General features: G+C 52.7%; 24 protein-coding genes. 16 read left to right on the top strand and 8 right to left on the bottom strand.

Annotated elements, in window-relative coordinates; genetic code table 11:
- The first annotated feature begins 702 nt into the window (after positions 1–702).
- The 5 genes from ACWNZ1_RS20500 to ACWNZ1_RS20480 all read left to right on the top strand — a co-directional run bounded on the left by ACWNZ1_RS20500 (position 703) and on the right by ACWNZ1_RS20480 (position 3,884).
- Entirely contained in the window at positions 703–1,257 is a 555-nt protein-coding gene (locus ACWNZ1_RS20500) for an OsmC family protein (RefSeq protein ID WP_456027847.1), read from the top strand.
- A 72-nt stretch (positions 1,258–1,329) separates the two neighbouring features.
- Positions 1,330–2,103: an SDR family NAD(P)-dependent oxidoreductase gene (locus ACWNZ1_RS20495; protein ID WP_456027846.1), complete on the top strand. Its 774-nt coding sequence runs from the start codon at positions 1,330–1,332 to the stop codon at positions 2,101–2,103.
- A gap of 93 nt (positions 2,104–2,196) precedes the next feature.
- Positions 2,197–2,769 (top strand): TetR/AcrR family transcriptional regulator, encoded by a 573-nt coding sequence (locus ACWNZ1_RS20490; RefSeq protein ID WP_456027845.1) that lies wholly within the window; start codon positions 2,197–2,199, stop codon positions 2,767–2,769.
- A gap of 21 nt (positions 2,770–2,790) precedes the next feature.
- Entirely contained in the window at positions 2,791–3,489 is a 699-nt protein-coding gene (locus tag ACWNZ1_RS20485) for a DsbA family oxidoreductase (protein ID WP_456027844.1), read from the top strand.
- Positions 3,490–3,554: 65 nt separating this feature from the next.
- Positions 3,555–3,884, top strand: a complete 330-nt coding sequence (locus ACWNZ1_RS20480; protein ID WP_456027843.1) for a thioredoxin family protein — start codon at positions 3,555–3,557, stop codon at positions 3,882–3,884.
- A gap of 30 nt (positions 3,885–3,914) precedes the next feature.
- On the opposite strand, the gene kefC is transcribed toward ACWNZ1_RS20480, so the two are convergent.
- The 5 genes from kefC to ACWNZ1_RS20455 all read right to left on the bottom strand — a co-directional run bounded on the left by kefC (position 3,915) and on the right by ACWNZ1_RS20455 (position 8,101).
- Complete coding sequence (gene kefC / locus ACWNZ1_RS20475) at positions 3,915–5,741, bottom strand: glutathione-regulated potassium-efflux system protein KefC (protein WP_330784005.1); 1,827 nt, start codon at positions 5,739–5,741, stop codon at positions 3,915–3,917.
- Positions 5,742–6,263: a glutathione-regulated potassium-efflux system oxidoreductase KefF gene (gene kefF, locus ACWNZ1_RS20470; RefSeq protein ID WP_330784171.1), complete on the bottom strand. Its 522-nt coding sequence runs from the start codon at positions 6,261–6,263 to the stop codon at positions 5,742–5,744.
- Between the two features lie 108 nt (positions 6,264–6,371).
- Positions 6,372–6,590, bottom strand: a complete 219-nt coding sequence (locus ACWNZ1_RS20465) for a tautomerase family protein (RefSeq protein WP_456027842.1) — start codon at positions 6,588–6,590, stop codon at positions 6,372–6,374.
- Positions 6,591–6,620: 30 nt separating this feature from the next.
- A complete protein-coding gene (locus tag ACWNZ1_RS20460; protein ID WP_456027841.1) occupies positions 6,621–7,727 on the bottom strand; it encodes an alkene reductase in 1,107 nt (368 codons plus the stop codon).
- 41 nt (positions 7,728–7,768) lie between these two features.
- Entirely contained in the window at positions 7,769–8,101 is a 333-nt protein-coding gene (locus tag ACWNZ1_RS20455) for a carboxymuconolactone decarboxylase family protein (protein WP_456027840.1), read from the bottom strand.
- 310 nt (positions 8,102–8,411) lie between these two features.
- On the opposite strand from ACWNZ1_RS20455, the gene ACWNZ1_RS20450 reads away from it, so the two are divergent.
- Together ACWNZ1_RS20450 and ACWNZ1_RS20445 are read left to right on the top strand one after the other, a co-directional pair.
- On the top strand, positions 8,412–8,723 hold the full coding sequence (locus ACWNZ1_RS20450; RefSeq protein WP_456027839.1) for a hypothetical protein: 312 nt from the start codon (positions 8,412–8,414) through the stop codon (positions 8,721–8,723).
- Positions 8,724–8,828: 105 nt separating this feature from the next.
- Positions 8,829–9,983 carry an HNH endonuclease signature motif containing protein gene (locus ACWNZ1_RS20445; RefSeq protein WP_456027838.1) on the top strand — a complete coding sequence of 385 codons (1,155 nt, stop codon included), beginning with the start codon at positions 8,829–8,831 and terminating at the stop codon, positions 9,981–9,983.
- 59 nt (positions 9,984–10,042) lie between these two features.
- Here ACWNZ1_RS20445 and ACWNZ1_RS20440 read toward each other — a convergent pair whose 3' ends face one another.
- A complete protein-coding gene (locus tag ACWNZ1_RS20440) occupies positions 10,043–10,669 on the bottom strand; it encodes a hypothetical protein (RefSeq protein WP_456027837.1) in 627 nt (208 codons plus the stop codon).
- A gap of 240 nt (positions 10,670–10,909) precedes the next feature.
- Between ACWNZ1_RS20440 and ACWNZ1_RS20435 the strand changes: the two genes are divergently transcribed.
- Positions 10,910–11,608 carry a GIY-YIG nuclease family protein gene (locus ACWNZ1_RS20435; protein WP_456027836.1) on the top strand — a complete coding sequence of 233 codons (699 nt, stop codon included), beginning with the start codon at positions 10,910–10,912 and terminating at the stop codon, positions 11,606–11,608.
- Between the two features lie 12 nt (positions 11,609–11,620).
- Positions 11,621–12,346, top strand: coding sequence for a hypothetical protein (locus tag ACWNZ1_RS20430; protein WP_456027835.1), 726 nt, complete (start codon positions 11,621–11,623; stop codon positions 12,344–12,346).
- A gap of 6 nt (positions 12,347–12,352) precedes the next feature.
- Here ACWNZ1_RS20430 and ACWNZ1_RS20425 read toward each other — a convergent pair whose 3' ends face one another.
- Complete coding sequence (locus ACWNZ1_RS20425) at positions 12,353–12,808, bottom strand: helix-turn-helix domain-containing protein (protein WP_057723456.1); 456 nt, start codon at positions 12,806–12,808, stop codon at positions 12,353–12,355.
- Positions 12,809–12,965: 157 nt separating this feature from the next.
- Here ACWNZ1_RS20425 and ACWNZ1_RS20420 point away from each other — a divergent pair, with 157 nt between their 5' ends.
- From ACWNZ1_RS20420 to ACWNZ1_RS20390, 7 genes are all read left to right on the top strand, one after another.
- Positions 12,966–13,361, top strand: coding sequence for a DUF6957 family protein (locus ACWNZ1_RS20420; RefSeq protein ID WP_456027834.1), 396 nt, complete (start codon positions 12,966–12,968; stop codon positions 13,359–13,361).
- A gap of 42 nt (positions 13,362–13,403) precedes the next feature.
- Positions 13,404–13,874 carry a hypothetical protein gene (locus tag ACWNZ1_RS20415; protein ID WP_456027833.1) on the top strand — a complete coding sequence of 157 codons (471 nt, stop codon included), beginning with the start codon at positions 13,404–13,406 and terminating at the stop codon, positions 13,872–13,874.
- 2 nt (positions 13,875–13,876) lie between these two features.
- A complete protein-coding gene (locus ACWNZ1_RS20410; RefSeq protein WP_456027832.1) occupies positions 13,877–14,266 on the top strand; it encodes a hypothetical protein in 390 nt (129 codons plus the stop codon).
- A 653-nt stretch (positions 14,267–14,919) separates the two neighbouring features.
- Positions 14,920–15,447, top strand: a complete 528-nt coding sequence (locus ACWNZ1_RS20405; RefSeq protein ID WP_456027831.1) for a hypothetical protein — start codon at positions 14,920–14,922, stop codon at positions 15,445–15,447.
- Positions 15,448–15,623: 176 nt separating this feature from the next.
- The gene (locus ACWNZ1_RS20400; protein ID WP_456027830.1) at positions 15,624–15,989 is read left to right on the top strand and encodes a hypothetical protein; all 366 of its coding nucleotides are present in this window, start codon (positions 15,624–15,626) and stop codon (positions 15,987–15,989) included.
- Positions 15,990–16,075: 86 nt separating this feature from the next.
- Entirely contained in the window at positions 16,076–16,408 is a 333-nt protein-coding gene (locus ACWNZ1_RS20395) for a hypothetical protein (protein ID WP_456027829.1), read from the top strand.
- Between the two features lie 168 nt (positions 16,409–16,576).
- On the top strand, positions 16,577–17,515 hold the full coding sequence (locus ACWNZ1_RS20390; RefSeq protein WP_456027828.1) for a hypothetical protein: 939 nt from the start codon (positions 16,577–16,579) through the stop codon (positions 17,513–17,515).
- A 189-nt stretch (positions 17,516–17,704) separates the two neighbouring features.
- On the opposite strand, the gene ACWNZ1_RS20385 is transcribed toward ACWNZ1_RS20390, so the two are convergent.
- Positions 17,705–20,302, bottom strand: a complete 2,598-nt coding sequence (locus tag ACWNZ1_RS20385; protein ID WP_456027827.1) for an AAA family ATPase — start codon at positions 20,300–20,302, stop codon at positions 17,705–17,707.
- Between the last annotated feature and the right edge of the window lie 90 nt (positions 20,303–20,392).

The raw sequence follows: 20,392 nt of genomic DNA, 5'->3' as shown, positions 1-20,392 counted from the left end.
AAACTCTAGCAAGCACATTTATCGACTCCACCGCTGCATTCCCTTTTCAGGGGGCATCTTTCATCGCTGTATCTTTAGTACATCTTTCAATAGCTTCTCGATTTGGTCGCCTGCCAAGAGCAGGCGGCCTTGAGTCATTTGATTCAGGGCCGCGAGCCGATCTATGCTTGTATCAATTAGTGCAAACTAAAATCCACCGGATAGATCACTCGGTATTATCTGGTGTGCGGTAGATTTGCATCCAATGACGGGAAGGTTGGCTTGTAGGCGGCGCTTTTTCGTGATCGCGAATTGTACAGTACCGTCCATGCTTAGCGACGACCGCGCTCTTGGCTGCGTTCAAAGTGACTTCTTGAAACGAACCTCCATCTCGCCCCAACACGTGCCCTGGTGCATAAACAGCCATAAAACCTCCCTGATTTTTATCCATGTGGTGACAGCCTTATGCCATCAATTCGTACGATTACACAAATTTCACCCGATGCATAGAGGTGTGAAAGATCGTTTCATGGCGTCGCTTTCGAAGTGACTCTGTTGGTCACGACACTCACTGTGTTGTCATCAATATTCCCAATTCCTCTATGCAGCCTAGCTTTTCAAAGCTATTGGTATCGTCATCTATCTTGCAAGCCAACCTACTACTTGGTAGTCTTGTTTCTCTTCCGGTCTAATCGTCCGGCTTATCTGAAGAGGAACGTCCACATGAACAGCAACCTGAATGGTATCGATGTCGCCGCACTCCAGAATTTCGCCGAAGGCGTTGCTGGTGATGCGAACAAGCGCCACGCAAGCTTCAACGTTAAAACCGCTTGGAAGGGTCAGACCCGGTCTGTAGCCAAAGTCAGCCGTTACAGCTTGGCCGGTGAGACCTATTCCCGCGATTTTGAAATTGCAGCCGATGAGCCGAATGAATTGCTGGGCGAGAACACCGCGCCCAACCCTCAGGAGCTGCTGATGGCAGCTCTCAACGCCTGCATGTCGGTCGGCTATGCCGCCAATGCCGCGATGATGGGCATCAAGATTCACAGCCTGGAGATCGAGACTGACGGAACCCTCGACCTGCGCGGTTTCCTAGGCATCGACGAAAGCGTTAACCCAGGCTACGACGAGGTGAGTGTCGTCATTCGCCTGCACACCGATGCCTCCCGTGAGCGTGTAGAGGAGCTGCACAACGTGGTGCTAAAGACTTCGGTCAACTACGCCAACTTCTCTAAAGCCATCCGCATGCTCCCTAAGCTCGAAGTCATCGAAGACTAACTGTCCTGGCCACAGGTCAGCACGGCACCTGGCCGCTGACCACCTCTCACTTATCTGATACCGGAGTCTGCAATGAACGATTTTTTTAAAGGCAAAAAACTGTTGGTCGTCGGCGGCACGAGCGGCATGGGCCTGGAAACAGCGCGCCAGTTTTTAAAGGCGGGTGGCAGCGTGGTTCTCACCGGCAGTAAAAAGGATAAAGCCGATGCTGTGCGCGCCGAGCTGAGTCCGCTGGGGAACGTATCAGTAATCGTTGCCAACCTCATGACCGAGGAAGGGATGAATCATGTACGCAGCGAGATCAATGCCAACCACAGTGACATCGGCTTCATGGTCAACTCTGCAGGCATATTCATTCCGAAGCCTTTCATTGAGCACGATGAGGCTGACTACGACATGTACCTGGATCTGAACCGCGCTACATTCTTTATCACGCAGGCAGTGGTCAAAAATATGCTTGCTGCCAAGCGCGAAGGCTCCATTGTCAACGTCGGTTCGATTGGCGCGCAAGCCGCGCTGGCCGGCTCTCCAGCTACCGCTTATTCGATGGCTAAGGCGGGCCTGCACGCAGTCACCCGAAACCTGGCAATTGAATTGGCTCACTCAGGTATCCGAGTCAATGCCGTTTCGCCTGGCATCGTTCACACCTCGATCTATGAAGGCTTCATGGACAAGGAAGCGATCCCGGATGCGATGAAGTCGCTAAACGATTTCCACCCACTGGGTCGAGTCGGTGTTCCTGAAGACGTCGCCAATACCATCCTCTTCTTACTCTCCGATAAAACCTCCTGGGTGACCGGTGCTATCTGGGATGTTGATGCAGGGGTGATGGCGGTACGTGCCTAAACACCGAGGCAAGCGCCCTGTGTAACGCCTTTCAACGGGGCGCTTTCCAGCAGGCTGCTTCAGTGACAAGGGTGCTGGCTGTAGGAGTTTCAAATGTCTATCACGACAAAAGCCGCGCTGCTGAACTACGCCGAAACCCAGATGCGCTCAAAGGGTTACTCAGCGTTCAGTTACGCGGATCTCGCAGCGAAAGTCGGCATTAGAAAAGCCAGCATTCACCATCACTTTCCTACCAAGGAGTGCTTGGGCGCGGAGCTGATCAACGACTACATCGCTCGGTTCAACGAGACGTTGCTGTCAATCGAGATCATGCATCCCGAGCCACTGCAGCGCTTACAGGCTTTTTCCCGACTTTTCGTGATCAGCGCGAATGAGGGGCTGCTGCCGTTATGCGGTGCCTTGGCAGCGGAAATGGCTGCGCTGCCTTTGTCGCTACAAAGACTTACCAGGGACTTCTTTAATTCCCAGCTAGCCTGGCTCCAAAGAACCCTAAATGACGCAGTCCGGCAGCACCACTGGTTACTTGGAACAACTGCTGAGAGCTTCGCCTTCATGCTGCTGAGCATGTTGGAGGGAGCAAGCCTCATTGATTGGACATTGGGTCGCTCAGCCGACCCGTTGGCTGGCTTTAACCATTTGCTTGAAATGGCCGCAATGCAATCTTAACTTCTCCGTGCAGGATAAATTATGCAAACCCCTTCGAAAAAATATGTAGTCGATATCTGGTCTGATTATGTGTGTCCCTGGTGCTGGATTGCCAAGCGTCGTTTTGAAAAAGCACTCGAAAACTTCCCGCAGAAGGACGATGTACAGGTCAACATTCGGGCCTATCGACTGGCTGCAAATCACACCCCTGAACCGATGATAGCGGCACTGAAACGTAAGCTCGGCAACCCAGATTCCGCAGAAGCGATGATGAGTACGGTCAGTAAATATGGCCGAGCTGAGGGGCTGGATTACCGTTTCGACACCATGATGTTTGGTGACACAGCGGATGCTCATGTCCTGGTGAAGGCAGTTGAAGACACGACAGTGAAGACGCGCCTTGTTGAGGCGCTGTACGAGCAAAGTACCAGTCACGGCAAGTCGCTTTTTGATCGCGCCAATTTGGAGGAGATTGCGAAGGAGGCAGGTGTGCCCGATGAATCAATTCAGTTGGCGTGGTCATCCGTGGAGCTGCGCGTTGAGATGGAAGAGGACGAGCATTTCGCAGCGCAACTGGGTTCCGGCGTGCCACTTTTTGTCTTCAACAACGCGTTCTCGGTGTCAGGTGCTCAGCCAGAAGCGGCCTTTCTTGAAGCGCTGAATCAAATGGCTGCTAAAGCGAGAACCGAGGATAGCTCATTGACGGGCCAAGTCTGCGGCATCGATGGCTGCAAAATTTGATAGGCAACGGAACGGGGGCAATCAGAAGGTGCCCCCTTTTCCTTAACACAACACGTGAGATCCAAATGAGCCGTATCGTTGAATTGAGCGCTCCCCAATTTTCCCGCTTTGTTGCCAAAGGCAGCAGTGTCGTACTGTTCTCAGCATCTTGGTGCAAACCTTGTAAAGAGATGAAGCCAGTCTTCGTCGACTTGGAGGAAAAGCTCCATGCTCTCGCAGTGTTTGGAAAAATTGATATCGCGGTATCGCCGACGATTGCGCAGATGTATGGCATTCGATCTGTGCCGTCCTTGGCAGTGTTCCACGAAGGCCGATTGTTGAGGGTCTTCGCTGGGTCTAAATCAGTTTCAGCCTTGAAAAAAGCAATCATCACTGAACTGGAGGACGCTAGTTAACCAAGCATCCTCCTCGACCTGTAAGGCAAGTCAGCTACCTGTCTCCCTGTGCGCAAGGCTCACTTTTCCTGGGCCGACATCAATTGGATGAGCGCGGTCTTCATTGAATATTTCCGTTAGTAAAGCGTTGGCCCGTTTGTAAGCGTCGTACTTGAATTCGGTATCGTCCTCGGGCTGAGCGGACATCTCCTCTAGCATCTCCAAATTCAGGCGGCGGAATCGATCCGCACGCTCACGAGCTTCGTAGCGTCCTATCCCAAGTTGCTCCAAAGCCCTGCGACCGAGGGACAGCGCGCTTTCAAAGGTTTCCCGCTCGACGTCTTCAATACCCATCTGACGCAGCGTGATGATGTGTCCCATATCACGAGCGCGCACCACCAGTTTTAGGGATGGAAAATGCTCTTGGGCCAACTTGGTCAATGCCAGGTTATCGTCTTGATTATCGATGGCGTTGATCAGCACCACGGCTTGGGCAGCACCCGCAGCGTGCAGTAAATCGAGGCGGGTGGCATCCCCATAAAACACCTTGACCCCGAACTTACGCAGCGTCTCGATGTGGTCTGGATCATGATCCAAGACCACTACCTCAAAACCACAGGACATCAACAGACGACCAGCGATCTGACCAAATCTTCCGAAGCCAGCGATGATGACCCGAGGGTTGGTTTGGTCAATGGTGTCCGCTTTTTTGCTGGCCTGATTGCCCAAAGACTCTAAATGATTGAGCAAGAGGATCAGTAAAGGCGTTACACACATGGACAACGCCACCGCTAGCGTCAGGCTCTTACCCCAAGGGTCGACCAGGATGCCGGCGACGGTTGCTGCGCCAAATACTACAAAGGCAAACTCACTGCCTTGGCCAAGGAACACCGCCTGCCATGAACGCTGGTCACTTGGGACATTCAGGAAGCGACCCAGGAGCTTGATCACGAGCAGCTTGATCAGAATGAAGCCCAAGGTCAGGGTGATGACTTTCAGCGGCGAATCGATCAGCGTGCCGAAGTCAATCGACATCCCTACACCGATAAAGAACAGACCCAGCAACAGGCCTTTGAAGGGTTCAATATCGCTTTCCAGAGCATGGCGATACTCCGAGCTGGCCAAGAGAACGCCGGCTAAGAACGCGCCCATGGCCATGGATAAGCCGGCCTCCTCCAACAAGAGGCCGAACCCAAACACCAGGAACAGTGCGACGGCACTAAAGATTTCTCTCAGGCCTGAGCGCGCTACAAAGCGAAGGACGGGCCGAGAGACGTAGTGACCCAAAAGAACCACTGCGGCAATTGCACCCACGATTTTGGCAGTGGACAGCGCCAGCTCTGCACCTGAGGGCGTACCACCGTTTGCGGCCAGCAGTGGGATCATGGCCACTAGGGGAATCGCCGCGATGTCCTGGAAAAGCAACACGGCGAAGCTGCTGCGACCTACGGCGGTGGAGTTCATGTTTCGCTCGCTCATGGCCTGCATGGCGATAGCCGTCGAGGACAGGCTCAACGTCAGCCCTACCAACAACGCAGCCGTCCAACTCAAGCCAAGTACAGCGCAGAAAATTGCGATGGCCGCGCCGCATGCCAGCATCTGCAACGCGCCGCCGCCGAAGACCATGCGGCGCATTGCCCAAAGGCGCTTGGGGTCGAGTTCGAGACCAATGATGAACAGCATCAACACCACGCCAATTTCAGCAAAGTGCAGGATGGACTCCACGTCGGTCACAAGCTTCAAACCCCATGGGCCGATCAGGCAGCCAGCTATCAGGTAGCCTAGAACTGGGCCCAGCCCTAAGCGAACGGCAATTGGGACTATCAAGGCTGCGGAGCCCAGGTAGATGAGCATTTCAATCAGGCTGTGAGTGTCCATTCAATCTTCCCTCCATGACGTCAGGCGCTGGCCATAATTCCGGATCTGTTTAAGCAATGCGCTTTGATCTGCTCTGTAGGCACCATGGACTGCGACTGGACTCAACCAATGCATCCCGCAGTAATTCGCCGTCGCCTGAATGGGCTGGGACAGCACCGCAAAACCTGGGTGGTCGCCGCCTTCAAAATGATCATGCTCTCCGCCAGTGGTTACGGCCCACAGCAGTTTCTTGTTTTTTAAAGCAACAGCGTCGGCGCCATAGGCCCAACCCTGAGTGAAGACCTTATCGATCCACAGCTTTAAAAGGGGCGGATAGCTGTACCAATACATAGGATGTTGCAGAACCAGAAGGTCTGCCTGTTCCACCGCCCTCTGCTCAGCTTCAACGTCGATATTGAAATCGGGGTAGAGGTCGTACAGGGAACGGATTGCGACATCGGGATTGTTGGCTGCCAGCTTGAGCATCAGCTTGTTGACGTTGGATTTGTCGGGGTAAGGATGGGCGTAAATGATCAGAATCACGGAGTAGTCCCCACAAACCTGGCGTTCTTTAAGAACGGAAAAAGCTCCCTGTTCGTTGAGCATGGCCGCACTCAAAGAACAGGGAGCTAATGACCTGAAGGTGAAGCCTTACTCGCCGGCTTGCAGCTTCAATACTTCTTTGGCGGTCACAGGTTTGCCACCAATACCCCAGTCCCCACTTTTTACCTCTTCGAAGATGACCCACGTGAGGGCGCGCATGTTTTCGCCTTCAACCGACACCATAGCGTCAGTCACTTTGCGAATCACTTCAGCCTTTTGCTCGTCGGAAAAAACGCCTTCAATCCCTTTGATAGTTACGAGTGGCATGGTGTTCTCCTAAATGTTTGTGAAGGAATATCAGGCTTTGGCGGCTGCGTATTCCGGATAGTCGGTGTAGCCCTTATCAATCGAGCCGCTTACGCCGTAGTAGGTCGCGCGATCTCCCTCGGCCAATGGCCAATTGTTCTGCATGCGCTCTACCAGATCAGGGTTGGCAATGTAGGCGGTGCCGAAGGCAATGAGATCTAGCTCGCCTTTGGCCAGCTCAGACTCTGCGATCTCTTTGGTGAAGCCGCCCGCAGCCATCAAGGTGCCCTTGTACGCTTCACGGAACGCAGCGCCGAAACCTGGTGGCGTTTGCGCGGCGAGGATGGTCGGTTGGTAGTTCAGGTGAACAAATGCCAGCTCTCTTTCGTTGAGGGCAGCCGCCATACTCATCCAGGTTTCTTCTTCGCCTTCGTACACACCGAAGTCATACAGTCGACCAAACGGAGAGAAGCGCACACCGATCTTCGATCCACCGATTTCAGCAGCAATCGCATCAATAGTTTCCAGCAGGAAACGCTGACGGTTCGCGATAGAGCCGCCGTACTGATCAGAACGAGTGTTCAAGGCGCTGCTCAGGAATTGGTCGAACAGGAAGCCGTTGGCTGCCATGATTTCGATACCGTCAAAGCCGGCGTCAATGGCCATCCTTGCGGACTTCACGAAGTCGGCGATGGCGCGTTTCACTTCTTCAGTTTCCAGCGCACGTGGTGTGCTTGGCTGTACCGGGCCAGATTTACCAGGTTCGATCCAGGCATACACCGTGGTATCTACCGCAGGCACCGTGCCCGAGGAGACTGGCACCATGCCGTGTACCGAGGTGTGGGACATACGGCCTACGTGCCAGAGCTGCGCAAAAATCTTCCCGCCCTTGGCGTGCACCGCGTCAGTCACTTTGCGCCAGCCTGGTAAGTGCACATCTTCGTAAATGCCAGGGGTGTATAGATAGCCGCGAGCCTCATCGGAAATAGGCAGGCCTTCGGTGATCAGCAAGCCGGCAGAAGCTCGTTGTGCGTAGTAAAGCGCGTTGGATTCATTCGGAATGTTGTTCAAGGTTCGGGTGCGAGTCATAGGGGCCATGACAACGCGGTTTTTTAAAGGAGTCCCGGCTAGATCGTAAGGAGTGAACAGCTTATTCATGATTTATCTCGACGTCGTTGAAGGGGGGATTCGGCGTTTGATTAGGACTTGTCGAACGCGTCGAGTACGTGGGTGCTATAGACCATTGCAGCCCCGGCGTTCATGTTGATGGCCACACCCAAAGCTTCAGCTACCTCTTCACTGGTTATACCGAGCTTCTTGGCTTCAGCAGCGTGAAAGGCAATGCAGCCGTCGCAGCGGGTCGTCACGGCCACTGCAAGGGAGATGAGCTCGCGAGTCTTGGCGTCCAGATGGTTTGTTTTGCTACCGGCAGCACCGAGAGCAGCCATGCCCTTCATGGTTTCAGGAGACAGGCCGTTTAGCTCTACCAAGCGAGCGTTGATGTCTTTGCGGGTTTGCTTCCAATCTTGCATGGGATTCTCACAGGGATGGCGTTGATTGCATGAATTTAAAATCTGCAATAAAGCTACCATCCAGTTGGTAGTCTTTCAACGAGTCTGTGCTGATTTTCAATATCAACGGAATCGAATGGGCAGTTTTGTGCTGATTCTTGAAAAAGAATGCGAGTGGGAAATATCGCTCAGCTAGCTGGAGGCTCATCTGACTGGTTGTCTAGCAACTCAACCACGTCATACCACTGCGTTTTTTGGTGACAACAGCATCATTAATGCGACCAAGCAATTGGAAGTGCGTGGCTGGCTTTCAGTGTGCAAAAAGCTTTTCATGGCTGACCACTACAGAGCTGCGGCGGACATGGTGGTGAAATGGACGTTGAGCGATTCCAGACTCTGCAACATAGGAGTCGCCGAATGGTTTCCTTCCTTCGAGGCGAAGCAGCGGCTGCTTGGGTATTGGATCTTGGGAAGCTCAAGCTTTCGGAACCGCATAGGCAAAAGTGGAAGCTCGGCTACGTTCGCTCACCATTATTTGGTTTTTAAAGTGCTCAATAAGCCTGAAGTATTTGTTGAAATGCGACTGAGAAAATCGATGTCGATGAGCGTTTTATCAACGACGAAGATACGCTCCGGCTGTTGACTCAGCATCTCATGGCTCTTCAGGATGTGGTTACACAGCGAGTCTGTTAATAAGGCCCTGGTAGCCCTGACCTACTGTCGCTGAATTTCTAATGGAGTAGAGCTTGTGACCAGAAACCCGACTGAGCTAGCGCTGATTGCCCGAGGTGTAGACATCACGCTGGCAAGGACGCTGCGTGAAGAGCGATGGACGCTCGCAAAACTTCAGCAGCAAAACTTTCAGCAGCTTCTCGAAATGGGACTTACCGAGGAGGCCGCACACACAATACTCGGTGACGGTAGGCCCCCGATTCCCCTCGAGGCGCTCGTAAAGACCTTGTTCGCAAATAGGTGGGTTTGCTGTGTTTGCCGAGACCCCACTCTTCCCGTCATCGTCCATCATATAGAGCCGTGGGCCAAGAGCCGCGATCACTCTGAAAAGAACCTTGCCGTTCTCTGCTCCATTCACCATGGTGAAGCGCACACCACTCGCATGCTTGAGCTAAGCCTTACGTCTGATCGACTTAAAGCGGTGAAGGTTACCTGGCAGAAGGAGGTGGAGCGTCTTGACCCTAGTGCCATCTTCAAGTCTACGCAGCTCATGGCCTGTCAGTGGTGGTACTTCAACCACCTCAGGGTATTTGAAATTGCCAGCGAGCTCGGAGTGGACATTACTCAGATTAGTGGTTTTCAGGGCGTGCGTAGCGCCAATCTCTGCAACGACGAAGGCATCCTGTACCTGAGAGATGGGATCATGTACTCGGGCACTTCGGGTCTCATCCTTCAGCGCTATATGACAAGCATGCTGAAAATCACGATGGGCCATGCCAGGGTGAAGAACATCTCTGATGATCTAGATCGAGGCACACTTAAGCTGCTGATCGCTGAGGGAGAGCTTATCTTCATACAGGGCAGTTACACATTTTCAAATTTGCCGTCTAAAGGCTCGGGCGAAGACTTGGTATCAGGCCGGCGACACGTGAACGACATCGAGATCACTTTCGTTTTCAACAGGAATGAAGGGACGTCGGGTTCCGCACGAAACAACTGGCTGAGGGGCACCCAGAATTTGGGGTGCCTTCTGCGAGTGAACAGCCTACGTCGGGATCTCAAAGGAGCGTTGAAAATCGAGACTACTGTTCTCGCGATTCGAAGTGCCCATCAGGAGCTGAAATCCAGGGATTATGAGATCGGACTTCTTCGAAGCGGGCTGATTGGGCGAGATACTGAGGATGATGAGCACGATGAGTTTCAAGAGGAGGATGAGGAGCCAGCGTGGTAACAACCAGCCCCTTATCACAATTTACGCGTTGAAATGACCGTGTCTCCCAGCGTACGGGTTTAGTAGCCTGATTGACCTTGCTCCATCTCCCCGATCCAGCTATATGTGCCGTTTAGCCAAACGAAAACGCTGTTGAGCACCTCGCGCAAGTGCCGGATGTTGATGTACGTAACGTCCGGCAGGTGAGCTTTACCACTCTTGGTCGTCGCATACCGAAATGCCATCGAGTCTGGGTCAACGTCGTCCAACTGGCGAATAAACTCGTGAACAGCATTAGCGTTGGCGTCGGAGCGCTCTAGACCCAGCCCCATGAGCAGATGGCGCAATTCTGACCATAGAGGCATCAACGGATGCTTATCGTAGTTCTTGGACTTTTTGCCTGTCAGCGCGCGAGCACTCTGAAGCATCAGCTTGAACTGCAGCTCCAAGGAATGGCGGTATAGAAAGAGCAAAGGGTAAATGCCGCTATCTAGTGGCACCTGACGATTAGCCATAGCCTCTACTAGGCCGTCAGCGGCATCTTTGTATGCAAAAGCATAAAGGTCGGCACGAAAGTGAGACCAGTTCAACATCGCGTTGTGCTGCCAATCGTCACCTTGGATAAACAGCTGCTGGCCGGAGAAGTCTGTCGGCCACTTGATGGCCTCTAGCTGCGGGTCGAGCATCGGTAGCGATTCGTCATCCATATCGTCTCCTCTCGTTTGCCAGTTCATGTTGTAGAACTTTACGAATCCTCGTGGATTACCGGCAACCAATAAGTGGTTTTCTGGCCTGGGCTACTGCGCGGAAAAGCGCGATATCAGATTGAGGTCACGGCGTTCTTTGTGCGGGATACTTGATCTATTCTGGGTATTATTTCGGTGCCTTATTGAGCCTCATAGGGTTTGTTATCGCGGTAGCCTAGTAGTTATTGCAAGGAAGCTTGTATGAAATTTTATCGGTTTGATCCCCAGAAGCTTGTCATGCCTGTGAAACATAACGTGCAGGTTGATTCCGATTTGTCCGGCCTGATTCTCCATGTACGTCCAAAGGACTGCATTTTGCTGGCCAGCTGGGACGCGAGAGCCCAGGTTGGTAATGTGAGCGCATTTGGCATCGTCATGACGGTTGATCGAGAGTCAGGCCGTGCAAAAATCCTGTGGCGCGAGGCTGATGTCACGCTTCGGCCCAGCTCGAATGGAAGACGTTATTGGCTTCAAGCCAAACACTGGTTTGCTTTTGCTCCTGACGTGGTTAACCGGTACGGTCTTCCAGATCTACATGCCGAATATTTTCCAGATATCGCTGGATTCGACATCCCAGCACCACCATCGCCCGTGAGAGGCGTGAGTCGCCCCTCCAATTTGCCGACAGGTGGGTACGTCTATGTCATTCGATCTAAGCTGGGTTTCAAGATCGGCAAAACAATTCACTTGAGAGCTCGTACCCGGCTCTTCGAAGTCAAGCTCCCCTTTCCCATAAGCCTTGAACATTACGCCTGGTTTGATGATTACAGTCATGCAGAGCGAAGCTTCCACATCACTTATCAAGCAAAGCGCCTTGAGGGTGAGTGGTTCGATCTCGACGCCTCCGATCTTGAGCAGATCAAAACTTTTGGTAAGTCTGTGCCGGTGGCAGGGCTGTGAATAGGAACTCAAATGGAAGTGAATAGCTATTTGCGAGTCGAGGAGTCGATAGAGACTTGCCTTGAAATGTTGATGACGGCTTTGGTCACGATACCGACCCAGGTCACTGAATGTACTTCTGTCTCTACAGGCTCTTCTGCAGTCGCCATGCTAGATCGCGAAGCCTTCATCAAAGCGTGCGAGAGCCTCAAGCCTGCTGTGGTATTCATTTATCGCGAGCATAGCCTTTTGGAGGAACAACTCGCCGATCTGGTTTCCGAAATCACAGACGTCCAGGCTGAGGCGGATAAGCTCCGACAGGAGTTTTTGTCCACGGAAGCGGAAGTCATGGCTAGAGTTCGAAAATCCTGTCCTGATTACTCTCACCTTCAGTGTTTCTTTACCAGCGGGGCGTTATTAGTCGCGATGGCCTGTGAGGTAGGTGACTACCAGGACTTCACAGAGGCACTCGACAGATTTGAGCAGGCTGCGGATGAGGCTGAGGAAATGGCGTCATCTCTAGACCAGGCAAGACTGAACGGTGAGATGAAAAAGGTCGCGGAGACGGTTTCCAAGGATCAAGGATTCATTTCCCTTCGTGGCAAGCGAAAGCGGGCGATGTACGTCCTAAAGCATTACCGACAGGGGATTCCTGAGTCTCCATATCTTGAGCGACCCGATCAGGGATCAGAACCTATTGATCGGAACGTCGTTCTCGTTGCAAGGCAAGCCGCTGATATTCTTGAGTTTGAGACCTGAGCACGGTCAACCGCCGACGTACCACAGCCGGTTAACTGTGCTCTTGGGCAGTTCTAATTGCCGGCAAACCTCCGCTTGAGAAAGGCCTGCCGCCTTAAGATCGCGCACCGCTTTGAGTCTTTCTGCTGCAGCGATTCTCTGGGGTGTAGTGAGCGTTTGGGGTTCGGCAGGTAGCTGCTCATCAAGAACACCAAGCTGCATGAGTTCTTTCATTGTGTCATTCAGAACTGAGCGCGCGGTCTTACCTTCATCGGCTGCGGCCACCAGCGTGAGAAAAGAGAGTGGCATCAGGCCTAGCGCTTTAGCTAAGTCGGCACTGAGATCGACGGTTGCCGATGTCGTCGATGCTTCCAGGCGGCTTATGTGTGCTTGGTCAGTCTGATGCTGGAGGTCTGCTTGCGACAACCCATGTCGAACCCTCAGCCACTGTAGCGTTGCCGCATATGCCTTCCGCAAAGACATCCAGCGCACCTCTCCCCAAAAGGAGACGGTATGCCCCGTTTGATGAGTTCCACACAAATGTATATAGTCATTGCGATGGAACTACAGGCGCGCCACCTTTGCGATCTGTACGTGCGCAGAGCTCTATTTTCTTTGTCGCCAAGAGGATCATCAATTTATGACTAATTCTTCTGAGCACGAGCTGCTGCGGGAGGGGGAAATCTCCTCTGCTGGCACGTCGCTGTCTCATGCAGAAGTGGAAGTATTGGTCGCGGGGCGCTTCGGTCGTAAGCCTTTTTGCACCGTCGAGGACTGGGTCATCTTCCACGTCGACGAGTCCCCAGAGTCGCTCGCGAAAGTAAGAGCTACTGGTCTGGAGCCGATGTTTATGTATGCCCATTGCGTCATCCATGACGGTCATGGCCGGTTTCCACCAGGGGGCTGGGTGCGCTCGACCCTGTGTAAATCGTTCGACGGTGTTTGCCTGTTCGAGACGCGAAACACGGTGTACGTGCTCATGGGAAAAGGGCGCGAGATGACTGCCTCGCTGAAGACAATATTTGGCTTATGTTAATCGCAGGCGCACTTCGCGGGCCTGCTCAACACGAGATACACGATGTTCAGGATTAGCATGCAAGACCAGGCCGGCCCGGTGGGAATGTTCGGGGACGGTCTCGCTCACTTTCACGCCATGTCGCGATCCTTGGTTACCCATTGGTATCACGTGAGCCTCAAGCGCCGGCATGAGGGGCGGTTCATAGCTTATGAAGAGATGCTGAACGATGAGCCTCGCTTGGTAGAGCTGCTGGTCTCCCAAGACGAGAGCATGGTCATTCAAGATGTCCAGGTCGTTACCCCGGCATGGATGAACAAAGGGTCAGGCTGGAAGATGGAAAAGCTGAAATCACTTTCCATGGGGTTCAACCAGGCAGAAGTGCCAATCTGTGTTCTGCATGTCGAGAGTGGTGATGTGTACGTCAATACCCATCAACGCGACCTGGATGTTGATGCCTTGATTGGGGTCAGAGAGCTTTATCGGCGTAGTGCTGCAACCACCGGCGTAGCCTCAGCGTCAGAGGCCGTTTAACCATGGACTACATCAATACCGTCGCAGTCGATTTACACGAAAAGCGCTACTCGGACTTCGACCTCCTTCGCATAGCCAAAGCAGTGAATCAGGACTACGACGGGCTGGTCACGGCCTACCTGGTGAATGTCCATATCCATGCATGCAGTGCCGTTGGCGTGGTGTTCAGTCACATTTGCCCTGGGCCGTTCCAACGATTCGCAGATGGTCGGCTGATTCGGACATCCGACATTCAGTACGTAACGAAGGAAGGCAGGTTTTGGGTGATCAATACGGTCAACTCGAAGTACGTCATTGCGACGTTCAGGCGGGACGTCGGACGGCATAGCTTGCGTGAGTTCATGCGCATAGCAGGTGACACGTATCTACCAACGCCTGATCGCCTCCAGTAAGCCCTTCGTTACTACCGGGCGGCTCATCGCTCAACGTGCCTAGGTTTCCAATAGGCGCAATGCAGGCTTAGAGAAAATTATCCTTGGGCGACATTTATGTCGAATATGCGACAGCATGAAATGCCCGCCCTTGAAACGGTTTTTCAAAACCGGAGATGTATATTTTGAACTCAAAAGAAAAGCAGCTGTGGCTGTGCCTCGCTGTTTTTCACTCTGGAAATTAGGTTGTTTGGCCGGTCGCTTTTTATTTGATCCGTTCGACCTAAAGGGTTTTTTGAGCTCATCTTCAAGTCTATGACATCGGTTTGGGATTGCCCTTCTGCTCTTAACCCAACTCGTCTGTTTGGGGCCCTAAGCCCCGGCTCGTTTTTGCCATCAAAAACCAAGTATTTAATCCTACTTTTTCGTGGGGTATCCGGGATTTGGTATGATCAGTGAGCGAGAAAATCCAGCGATCAGCCAGAGGCAAAGCTCCGTCAATTCAACATGCGCGGACTGGGAGGAGAATCGCCACAAGGCAGACTCAAGGTAGATAAATATTCCCGACGCAGCCTTGCTAATCGCCGCATTGAGTAAATGTGCAGGGTTCGGTTGAGAAGGCTGTCGACCACGTCGTACCCTGAATGGATATCCAGCCCGCATAAGGAAAATCCATGCTTCTAAAACGCTTTCAAATACTCACCCCTATCGCGATTTTCAGCGCGATATCCATAACGTTCTGGATCATCCAGTTCCGCTTTTTCGACGTTATAGGCTGGAATTACAATGTCTGCCATGCGTTGTTCGGGTTCACATTCCCACTCGCGCTCAGCTACTTCGGATTCCCCCCCACCAAGCTGCAGCGACCCAAGTTGTCTCAAGTCATTCGCAATGTGCTGAAAATTCCACTTCTGTTGTGGCCTTCTTCATTCGCCAGGCTTTTGTTCCGCTCGATTGTCAGAGACGTTAACGAGGGGATCCCTTGGACTCCTTGGATCGGCGTAGTGATCACGCTGTTTTTTTCCGTCGGAAATGAAATGTATGTTGATCCTGCCACCAACGGAATTCCGTTCATAAATGCGTATGATCATTTCGTGGCCGATGTGGTGGGCATGGCTCTATTTCTCCTCGTAGCTTCTTTCATCCTACGAAACAGGTTGCGTTCAATCGCCGTGTTTCCCATCCGGGCGGCGAGCGATTGATGTTACCTGCCCAAGTCAGCATCCTTCCGCGAGTCTGAATATCTAATATCCTGCCGTTCAACGTAGAATTCGCGCCCCGTCCTCTGCGACTAACCCAGCTGTATGAGCGTCGCTTTCGCCGACAGCTGGGTAAAATTTGCAATCAGGAATGAGCTTGATGCTTTTAGGATTTCGCAATGAGTAGGGCACGCCTGGATATCGCCCAAGAGGGGAAGTTGTGGGAGATGGCCCTGAAGCATTTGGGCTCAGACGGCCTGCTCCAAGCGGTAATAGATATGGGGAGCCGTTCCGCCCCTCCGCCTAGACCACTCGTTGAACATCTGTCCACCAATGAGGTCAGCCAGGAAATCTTGAATATTCTTAAAATTGCCCAGCAGAGGGTAGGTGCTGTCGTACCAGGTCGGATGCAGGATGCGAACACAGTCACGCTGTATGCTCGTCACGCTAGCAACTTAGCTGATGGACTCATTACCATCCTGCCAAAGGCGCAGCTTTCGCGAGCCTTACGGGGCTCCTGTATTGAAATCGAACTGGGGATTTGACGTCTAGGCAGGCTCCCCTACGATACCGGTCGGCAACAATCCTAATGGAACTTGTCGAGATAATTAGCGCCCCTTTGAGATCTTCCATGAGCTCTGATTTAACTGAAGAAGAAATGCGTCGTGCATTGTTTGGTGCGACTGAGCCCGAAGAGGTTCCTGCGCCTCCAACGCCACAGCCTGCGCCAGAGGTTGTTTTTACCAAGCCGGTATCAACGCCTTCGCCCAAGAAGAAAGCGGCGAAATCATTTACGCCTAGGCTCAGGGTCACGCTTCGAGTTGGAAACGAATTTGAGGGGAAGATGCACGAGCTGATCCATGAGGCCGACACGCTGAGTTCGTTGCTTGCTGAGCAAGATGCTGTGAAGGCCGCCAGGCAGAATTACAAGTACGTGGAGGTGGTCTCAATCAAATCGATGTAGATGGAGCTCATTGGCTCCTCAAACCGATCACCTTGCGAGGCCTTCAGCTTGGGCGAATTACCCCAGATCTCGATATCATGACCTCAAGCGCGATGATTATGCCTGCCAAGGCTAGGCCGCTGCACCGCTAATCCCATCTACAATTTTCCGCCGTCAAGGGAGCTGGAAATGCTAGGACTGAAGGTTGAGATTTGGGAGCATTGGGAAGAACTCTGCTGCTACTTCATGGAGCAAATAGCCCACAAGCACGACCCGAAGATCAAGTATCAATGCTATGGACACAAAGGCCAAAGTCAGTTTGGGATTGATCTAGTCCCCAAAAAATCGGATTTACCACTGGTAGGCCAGTGCAAGTTGCGCGAAACCTCGTTCACTTGGAAGCAGGTGCTGGAGGAGTTGGAAAAAACTGATGGGTACGCAGGAAAAATCAAAGGCTACGTGATTTTTACAACTGCCCACAAGCACACCACCATCCAGGATCAGCAAAACAGTGGCTCTGTCTATCGGCATGAGCGTCCGGACGGAAGCTCCTTTGCCGTTCATGTGAAACATTGGTCTGATTACACTGCAGATGACCTCAAATCCATCCCTCAGGGCGTACTGCAGCGTATCTTCCCCAACGTGTACAGTTTGGCAGCTACCCCACAACCAGCTTCCAATGACGACTATATGTTATCGCTCGCCGCGCTGCGCAGCTACGTTCCCACCTGCCTCTCCGCGTCTGATCTGCATTGGTTGGAGCAGTACGACTTCACCTTAGGATGGATCCCGGAGCAAGCTTTTGATGCATTTCGAAATCTCCACAGTGACGTCGTGCAAGTAGAGGACGCGATGCGCCTCAACATTAATAGCTGGTTACACCAGGCAGGCTCGGAAGAGATCAAAGCTTCTCTCTTGGCAGGGAAAGACTTCTATGACGCGTTAAAGGTGTTTGTTAACGGCGTTCAAGGCCAAATCGTTGGTGATAATCTTCCCGACGGCACCTCAATTTTGACAGTCACCGACTTGCCAAGCTGGCAGAAGCACGCAAGACAATTCTCGAGCGATGCTCGATACCTCGCCAACGTTTACAGGATGTCGGTTTTGGGCGAGCGTGTTCGGTATTAGTCTCTATCCTTGCGACTTTTTTAGTCTCAATCTTCATCGACTACAAGGCAGAACGGTCGGCGAACTTCTCGCAAAGCAGGCTCTGCATCATCACCGAAGCAGGGCCTTGCCCTGATGCCTGCTGCTGTCTAGCCCCAGGCCAGAATCAGGAGGTTTTTCATGATTCTGACCCTCGCTCAATGAGCCGTGCTAGCTCGCTCTCGATCCAAACTCGGCAATCCATTTCTGCAGGGCTGTTACGTCGGCTTCAAAGACATCCAGCTCAAGAGCGCTGCTGGGCATCTCCTCAGACTGAGCATGCTCATACACCGAGTAGCGGGTCATCAAGTCATCAATGAATACGCAGTCGTCATTTGTTACCTTAGCGACCTTGTGTAGCTTGCCTTGAGTGTTGATTGCACGTCTGAAGCGGCCTACGACGTCCGCCAGCAAAATGTACTCAATCGTCTTCTCGACGATGATCCTGAAGTCACTGCAAGCGCTCTTGGCGAGCGACTCATAAGCCTCGACTTCCGCCTTCTCCTGGTGTTTTTTCAACCGCACAATCGTATTGTCGATCAACCCACGGACAGCACTTTCTGGTCTCAGGTCTCGAGCGCTCGCAGTGGCGACGATACCAGCAGTCTTCGCCATCCTTTGAAGTGACGTGAGTGTCGGCTTAATTGAGGGCATCCCTGGAGTCTGCTCCCATTTCTTGGTAACAGCTTCTACTTGAGCTACAAGAGAAAGTCGGTGGGTGAATATGATGACCTGCCTGGTCTGTGACAAAGACACGAGACGTTCGACAACCTTCTCTTCAAAGTCTTGGTCGAGTGAAGATATCGGGTCATCGAAAATGAACGGAGCTAACTGGTTTGATCCTGTCGTGTCCGCAAGGAACGCGGCGAGTGCGGCGATCCTGGTTTCACCCTCGCTCAAGATATATTCCAAGCCATGGGTGCCGTGCGCGCCCACGAGATTCAAACCAAAGGTGATCTTGCCTTTGCCACCCGATTTACTTAGGGGCGCTATTGGAATGCGGTGGCCGCCCAGTAGCTTCAATTCTTCGATGAATCGAGCTTGGTAGCCAGCATCCAGTTCAGTTTTGGCCAAGTCGTTTTTCTTGGTAGTCAGGGCATTGGTGGCCGCTGAGCGTGAGGCTTTGTCTATTGCTGCGACTGCTATCAGCCTAGCCCTTTCGGCGCTAATAGAGGTCTTGTTTTGTGAGAGCCACTGCTTGGCTTGAAGGTGCTGAACTCGTTCATGCATTGCTTGACGATGCTCATCCTTCAGCAGGGATGAAAGGCTCCCTTCTTCGGCAATCAAGTCTGCTGACTTAGTTGTAACCGCCTCGCTGATGCCCTTCCAGTCGAAAGCTGGCAAGGTGCCGACAGGACTTCCCAACACGATTTGATCGCGCCTCGCTTTGAGCATGCCCAGCCAAGTGATCGCATCGGCTTCCTCGAAGCCCAGAGTGGACATGTGAACGATCCAGTCGGCTTGCCCTGGAAGAGTTGGCACGAAGTTTTTTTGATCAGTAAAGCTCTTTTCAGCCTTCTTGGCGGCTGTCTCGAGGCCATCAGTGACAAACTTTTCAAACCCTGACAGCCGGACTTTGGCATCCTCATCAAGGCTTTGGTGGCAAAGTACGCAGCGTGAGTCAGCCGCGATATTGGGAAACTGGGATTCTGTGTAGGCCGTGCCGTTGGAGTATGAGCGTGCGTATTCCCACATATCCTGCCAGGTCGCAGAGCCAACACCGTCGAGCTCGGCTTTACCGAAAATCGCTGCCGCTGCCTCTTCGCTCGAGTTCCTGGCTTTAACAGCGGCGTTTTTCAGGGTCTCTAGCGTACCTGCCGTCGCATCGTTCAATCCTTGTTGAAGAGTCGACATTGCTGTTTCAATACTCTTCAGCGCAGTTTTTTCTTTGTTAATGCTCAGCAGCCGGCCTGCAATGTCTTTCTCTGCGAGTAGGGCCTCCTTCTCAATGCGCTCCCGATCAAGCAGATCTGTATACAGACATTCCTTATCAATACTGGCGGTCGTGGTCGTACTCTTCAGGCCCTGAAGCCATTTTGCTTCGGCGGTGTGACCTAGCGTTTCTGGGATGGCGGGTAACGCTTTGCTGAGTAGTGCCTTCTCTCTTGAAAGCTCCGCGCTAACAGCGTCCGCTGTTACGATCAGTGCGGATACAAACTTCATCCGGCTGGGCTCATAGCATGCTTCAGTCCTGGTCATGTACTGCTGGGCAGCCTTGCTGTCGAACACCTGTGCATGTCGTAGAGCTTTGTGAGGCCCGCTTGGGACGTCCCAGTGAACATCCGCCGGCTTACCGTCTATTGACACCTTGAAATGAGCGCGGCAGGGCGTAGGCATTGGATCAAAGACATTACCGCGTATTTCGTCCTTGGATCGTGATCCACAGATCTCCTTTAGCAGCCGCGCAAAACCGCTCTTGCCGGTTCCATTCTGTCCGTAGATCACCGAGAGATTGCTTTTGCCGAATGGAAGATTGGCACCAGCTTTGATGGCGTTCAGCCCGTGCACATCAAGGATTTCTTCGATTCGAAGCAAAGGTCTATTGGCGACCTGCGATAAGGTGCCAGGGGTTACCGTCAGAAATCCTGGATCAGCTTCATCCTTGGCTTCGAGCTTGCACAACCTGGCCAACGAGCTAATTTCGTGCTGGTTTAGCTGCCGCTTCGAGTCGATGATCATACGAGCCGCTGTCTGCAACCACTTAGGGCGTGTGCTCAGCCATGTCTCAAAATCATCAGCTACTACCGGCCCGGCTTCAATCTTGGTCATGGCGCGCTCATCTGTATGCGTCCGGCCAACACACCTTCCTGACCCCGACGCCAAAGGCGATGGTGTCCACCTGATTTAAGTGGACACCAT

The organism is Pseudomonas sp. CFBP 5748 (assembly GCF_053850495.1).
This window is presented reverse-complemented; position numbering and strand designations above follow the sequence as displayed.

Coding starts and splice junctions, on each gene's coding strand:
- ACWNZ1_RS20440 (WP_456027837.1), bottom strand. CDS start 10,669: ATGGATGACGAATCGCTACCGATGCTCGACCCGCAGCTAGAGGCCATC.
- ACWNZ1_RS20420 (WP_456027834.1), top strand. CDS start 12,966: ATGACTAATTCTTCTGAGCACGAGCTGCTGCGGGAGGGGGAAATCTCC.
- ACWNZ1_RS20405 (WP_456027831.1), top strand. CDS start 14,920: ATGCTTCTAAAACGCTTTCAAATACTCACCCCTATCGCGATTTTCAGC.
- ACWNZ1_RS20495 (WP_456027846.1), top strand. CDS start 1,330: ATGAACGATTTTTTTAAAGGCAAAAAACTGTTGGTCGTCGGCGGCACG.
- ACWNZ1_RS20400 (WP_456027830.1), top strand. CDS start 15,624: ATGAGTAGGGCACGCCTGGATATCGCCCAAGAGGGGAAGTTGTGGGAG.
- kefC (WP_330784005.1), bottom strand. CDS start 5,741: ATGGACACTCACAGCCTGATTGAAATGCTCATCTACCTGGGCTCCGCA.
- ACWNZ1_RS20490 (WP_456027845.1), top strand. CDS start 2,197: ATGTCTATCACGACAAAAGCCGCGCTGCTGAACTACGCCGAAACCCAG.
- ACWNZ1_RS20385 (WP_456027827.1), bottom strand. CDS start 20,302: ATGACCAAGATTGAAGCCGGGCCGGTAGTAGCTGATGATTTTGAGACA.
- ACWNZ1_RS20460 (WP_456027841.1), bottom strand. CDS start 7,727: ATGAATAAGCTGTTCACTCCTTACGATCTAGCCGGGACTCCTTTAAAA.
- ACWNZ1_RS20430 (WP_456027835.1), top strand. CDS start 11,621: ATGGAAGTGAATAGCTATTTGCGAGTCGAGGAGTCGATAGAGACTTGC.
- ACWNZ1_RS20435 (WP_456027836.1), top strand. CDS start 10,910: ATGAAATTTTATCGGTTTGATCCCCAGAAGCTTGTCATGCCTGTGAAA.
- ACWNZ1_RS20465 (WP_456027842.1), bottom strand. CDS start 6,590: ATGCCACTCGTAACTATCAAAGGGATTGAAGGCGTTTTTTCCGACGAG.
- ACWNZ1_RS20415 (WP_456027833.1), top strand. CDS start 13,404: ATGTTCAGGATTAGCATGCAAGACCAGGCCGGCCCGGTGGGAATGTTC.
- ACWNZ1_RS20485 (WP_456027844.1), top strand. CDS start 2,791: ATGCAAACCCCTTCGAAAAAATATGTAGTCGATATCTGGTCTGATTAT.
- ACWNZ1_RS20455 (WP_456027840.1), bottom strand. CDS start 8,101: ATGCAAGATTGGAAGCAAACCCGCAAAGACATCAACGCTCGCTTGGTA.
- ACWNZ1_RS20500 (WP_456027847.1), top strand. CDS start 703: ATGAACAGCAACCTGAATGGTATCGATGTCGCCGCACTCCAGAATTTC.
- ACWNZ1_RS20480 (WP_456027843.1), top strand. CDS start 3,555: ATGAGCCGTATCGTTGAATTGAGCGCTCCCCAATTTTCCCGCTTTGTT.
- ACWNZ1_RS20390 (WP_456027828.1), top strand. CDS start 16,577: ATGCTAGGACTGAAGGTTGAGATTTGGGAGCATTGGGAAGAACTCTGC.
- ACWNZ1_RS20425 (WP_057723456.1), bottom strand. CDS start 12,808: ATGTCTTTGCGGAAGGCATATGCGGCAACGCTACAGTGGCTGAGGGTT.
- ACWNZ1_RS20410 (WP_456027832.1), top strand. CDS start 13,877: ATGGACTACATCAATACCGTCGCAGTCGATTTACACGAAAAGCGCTAC.
- ACWNZ1_RS20395 (WP_456027829.1), top strand. CDS start 16,076: ATGAGCTCTGATTTAACTGAAGAAGAAATGCGTCGTGCATTGTTTGGT.
- ACWNZ1_RS20450 (WP_456027839.1), top strand. CDS start 8,412: ATGGCTGACCACTACAGAGCTGCGGCGGACATGGTGGTGAAATGGACG.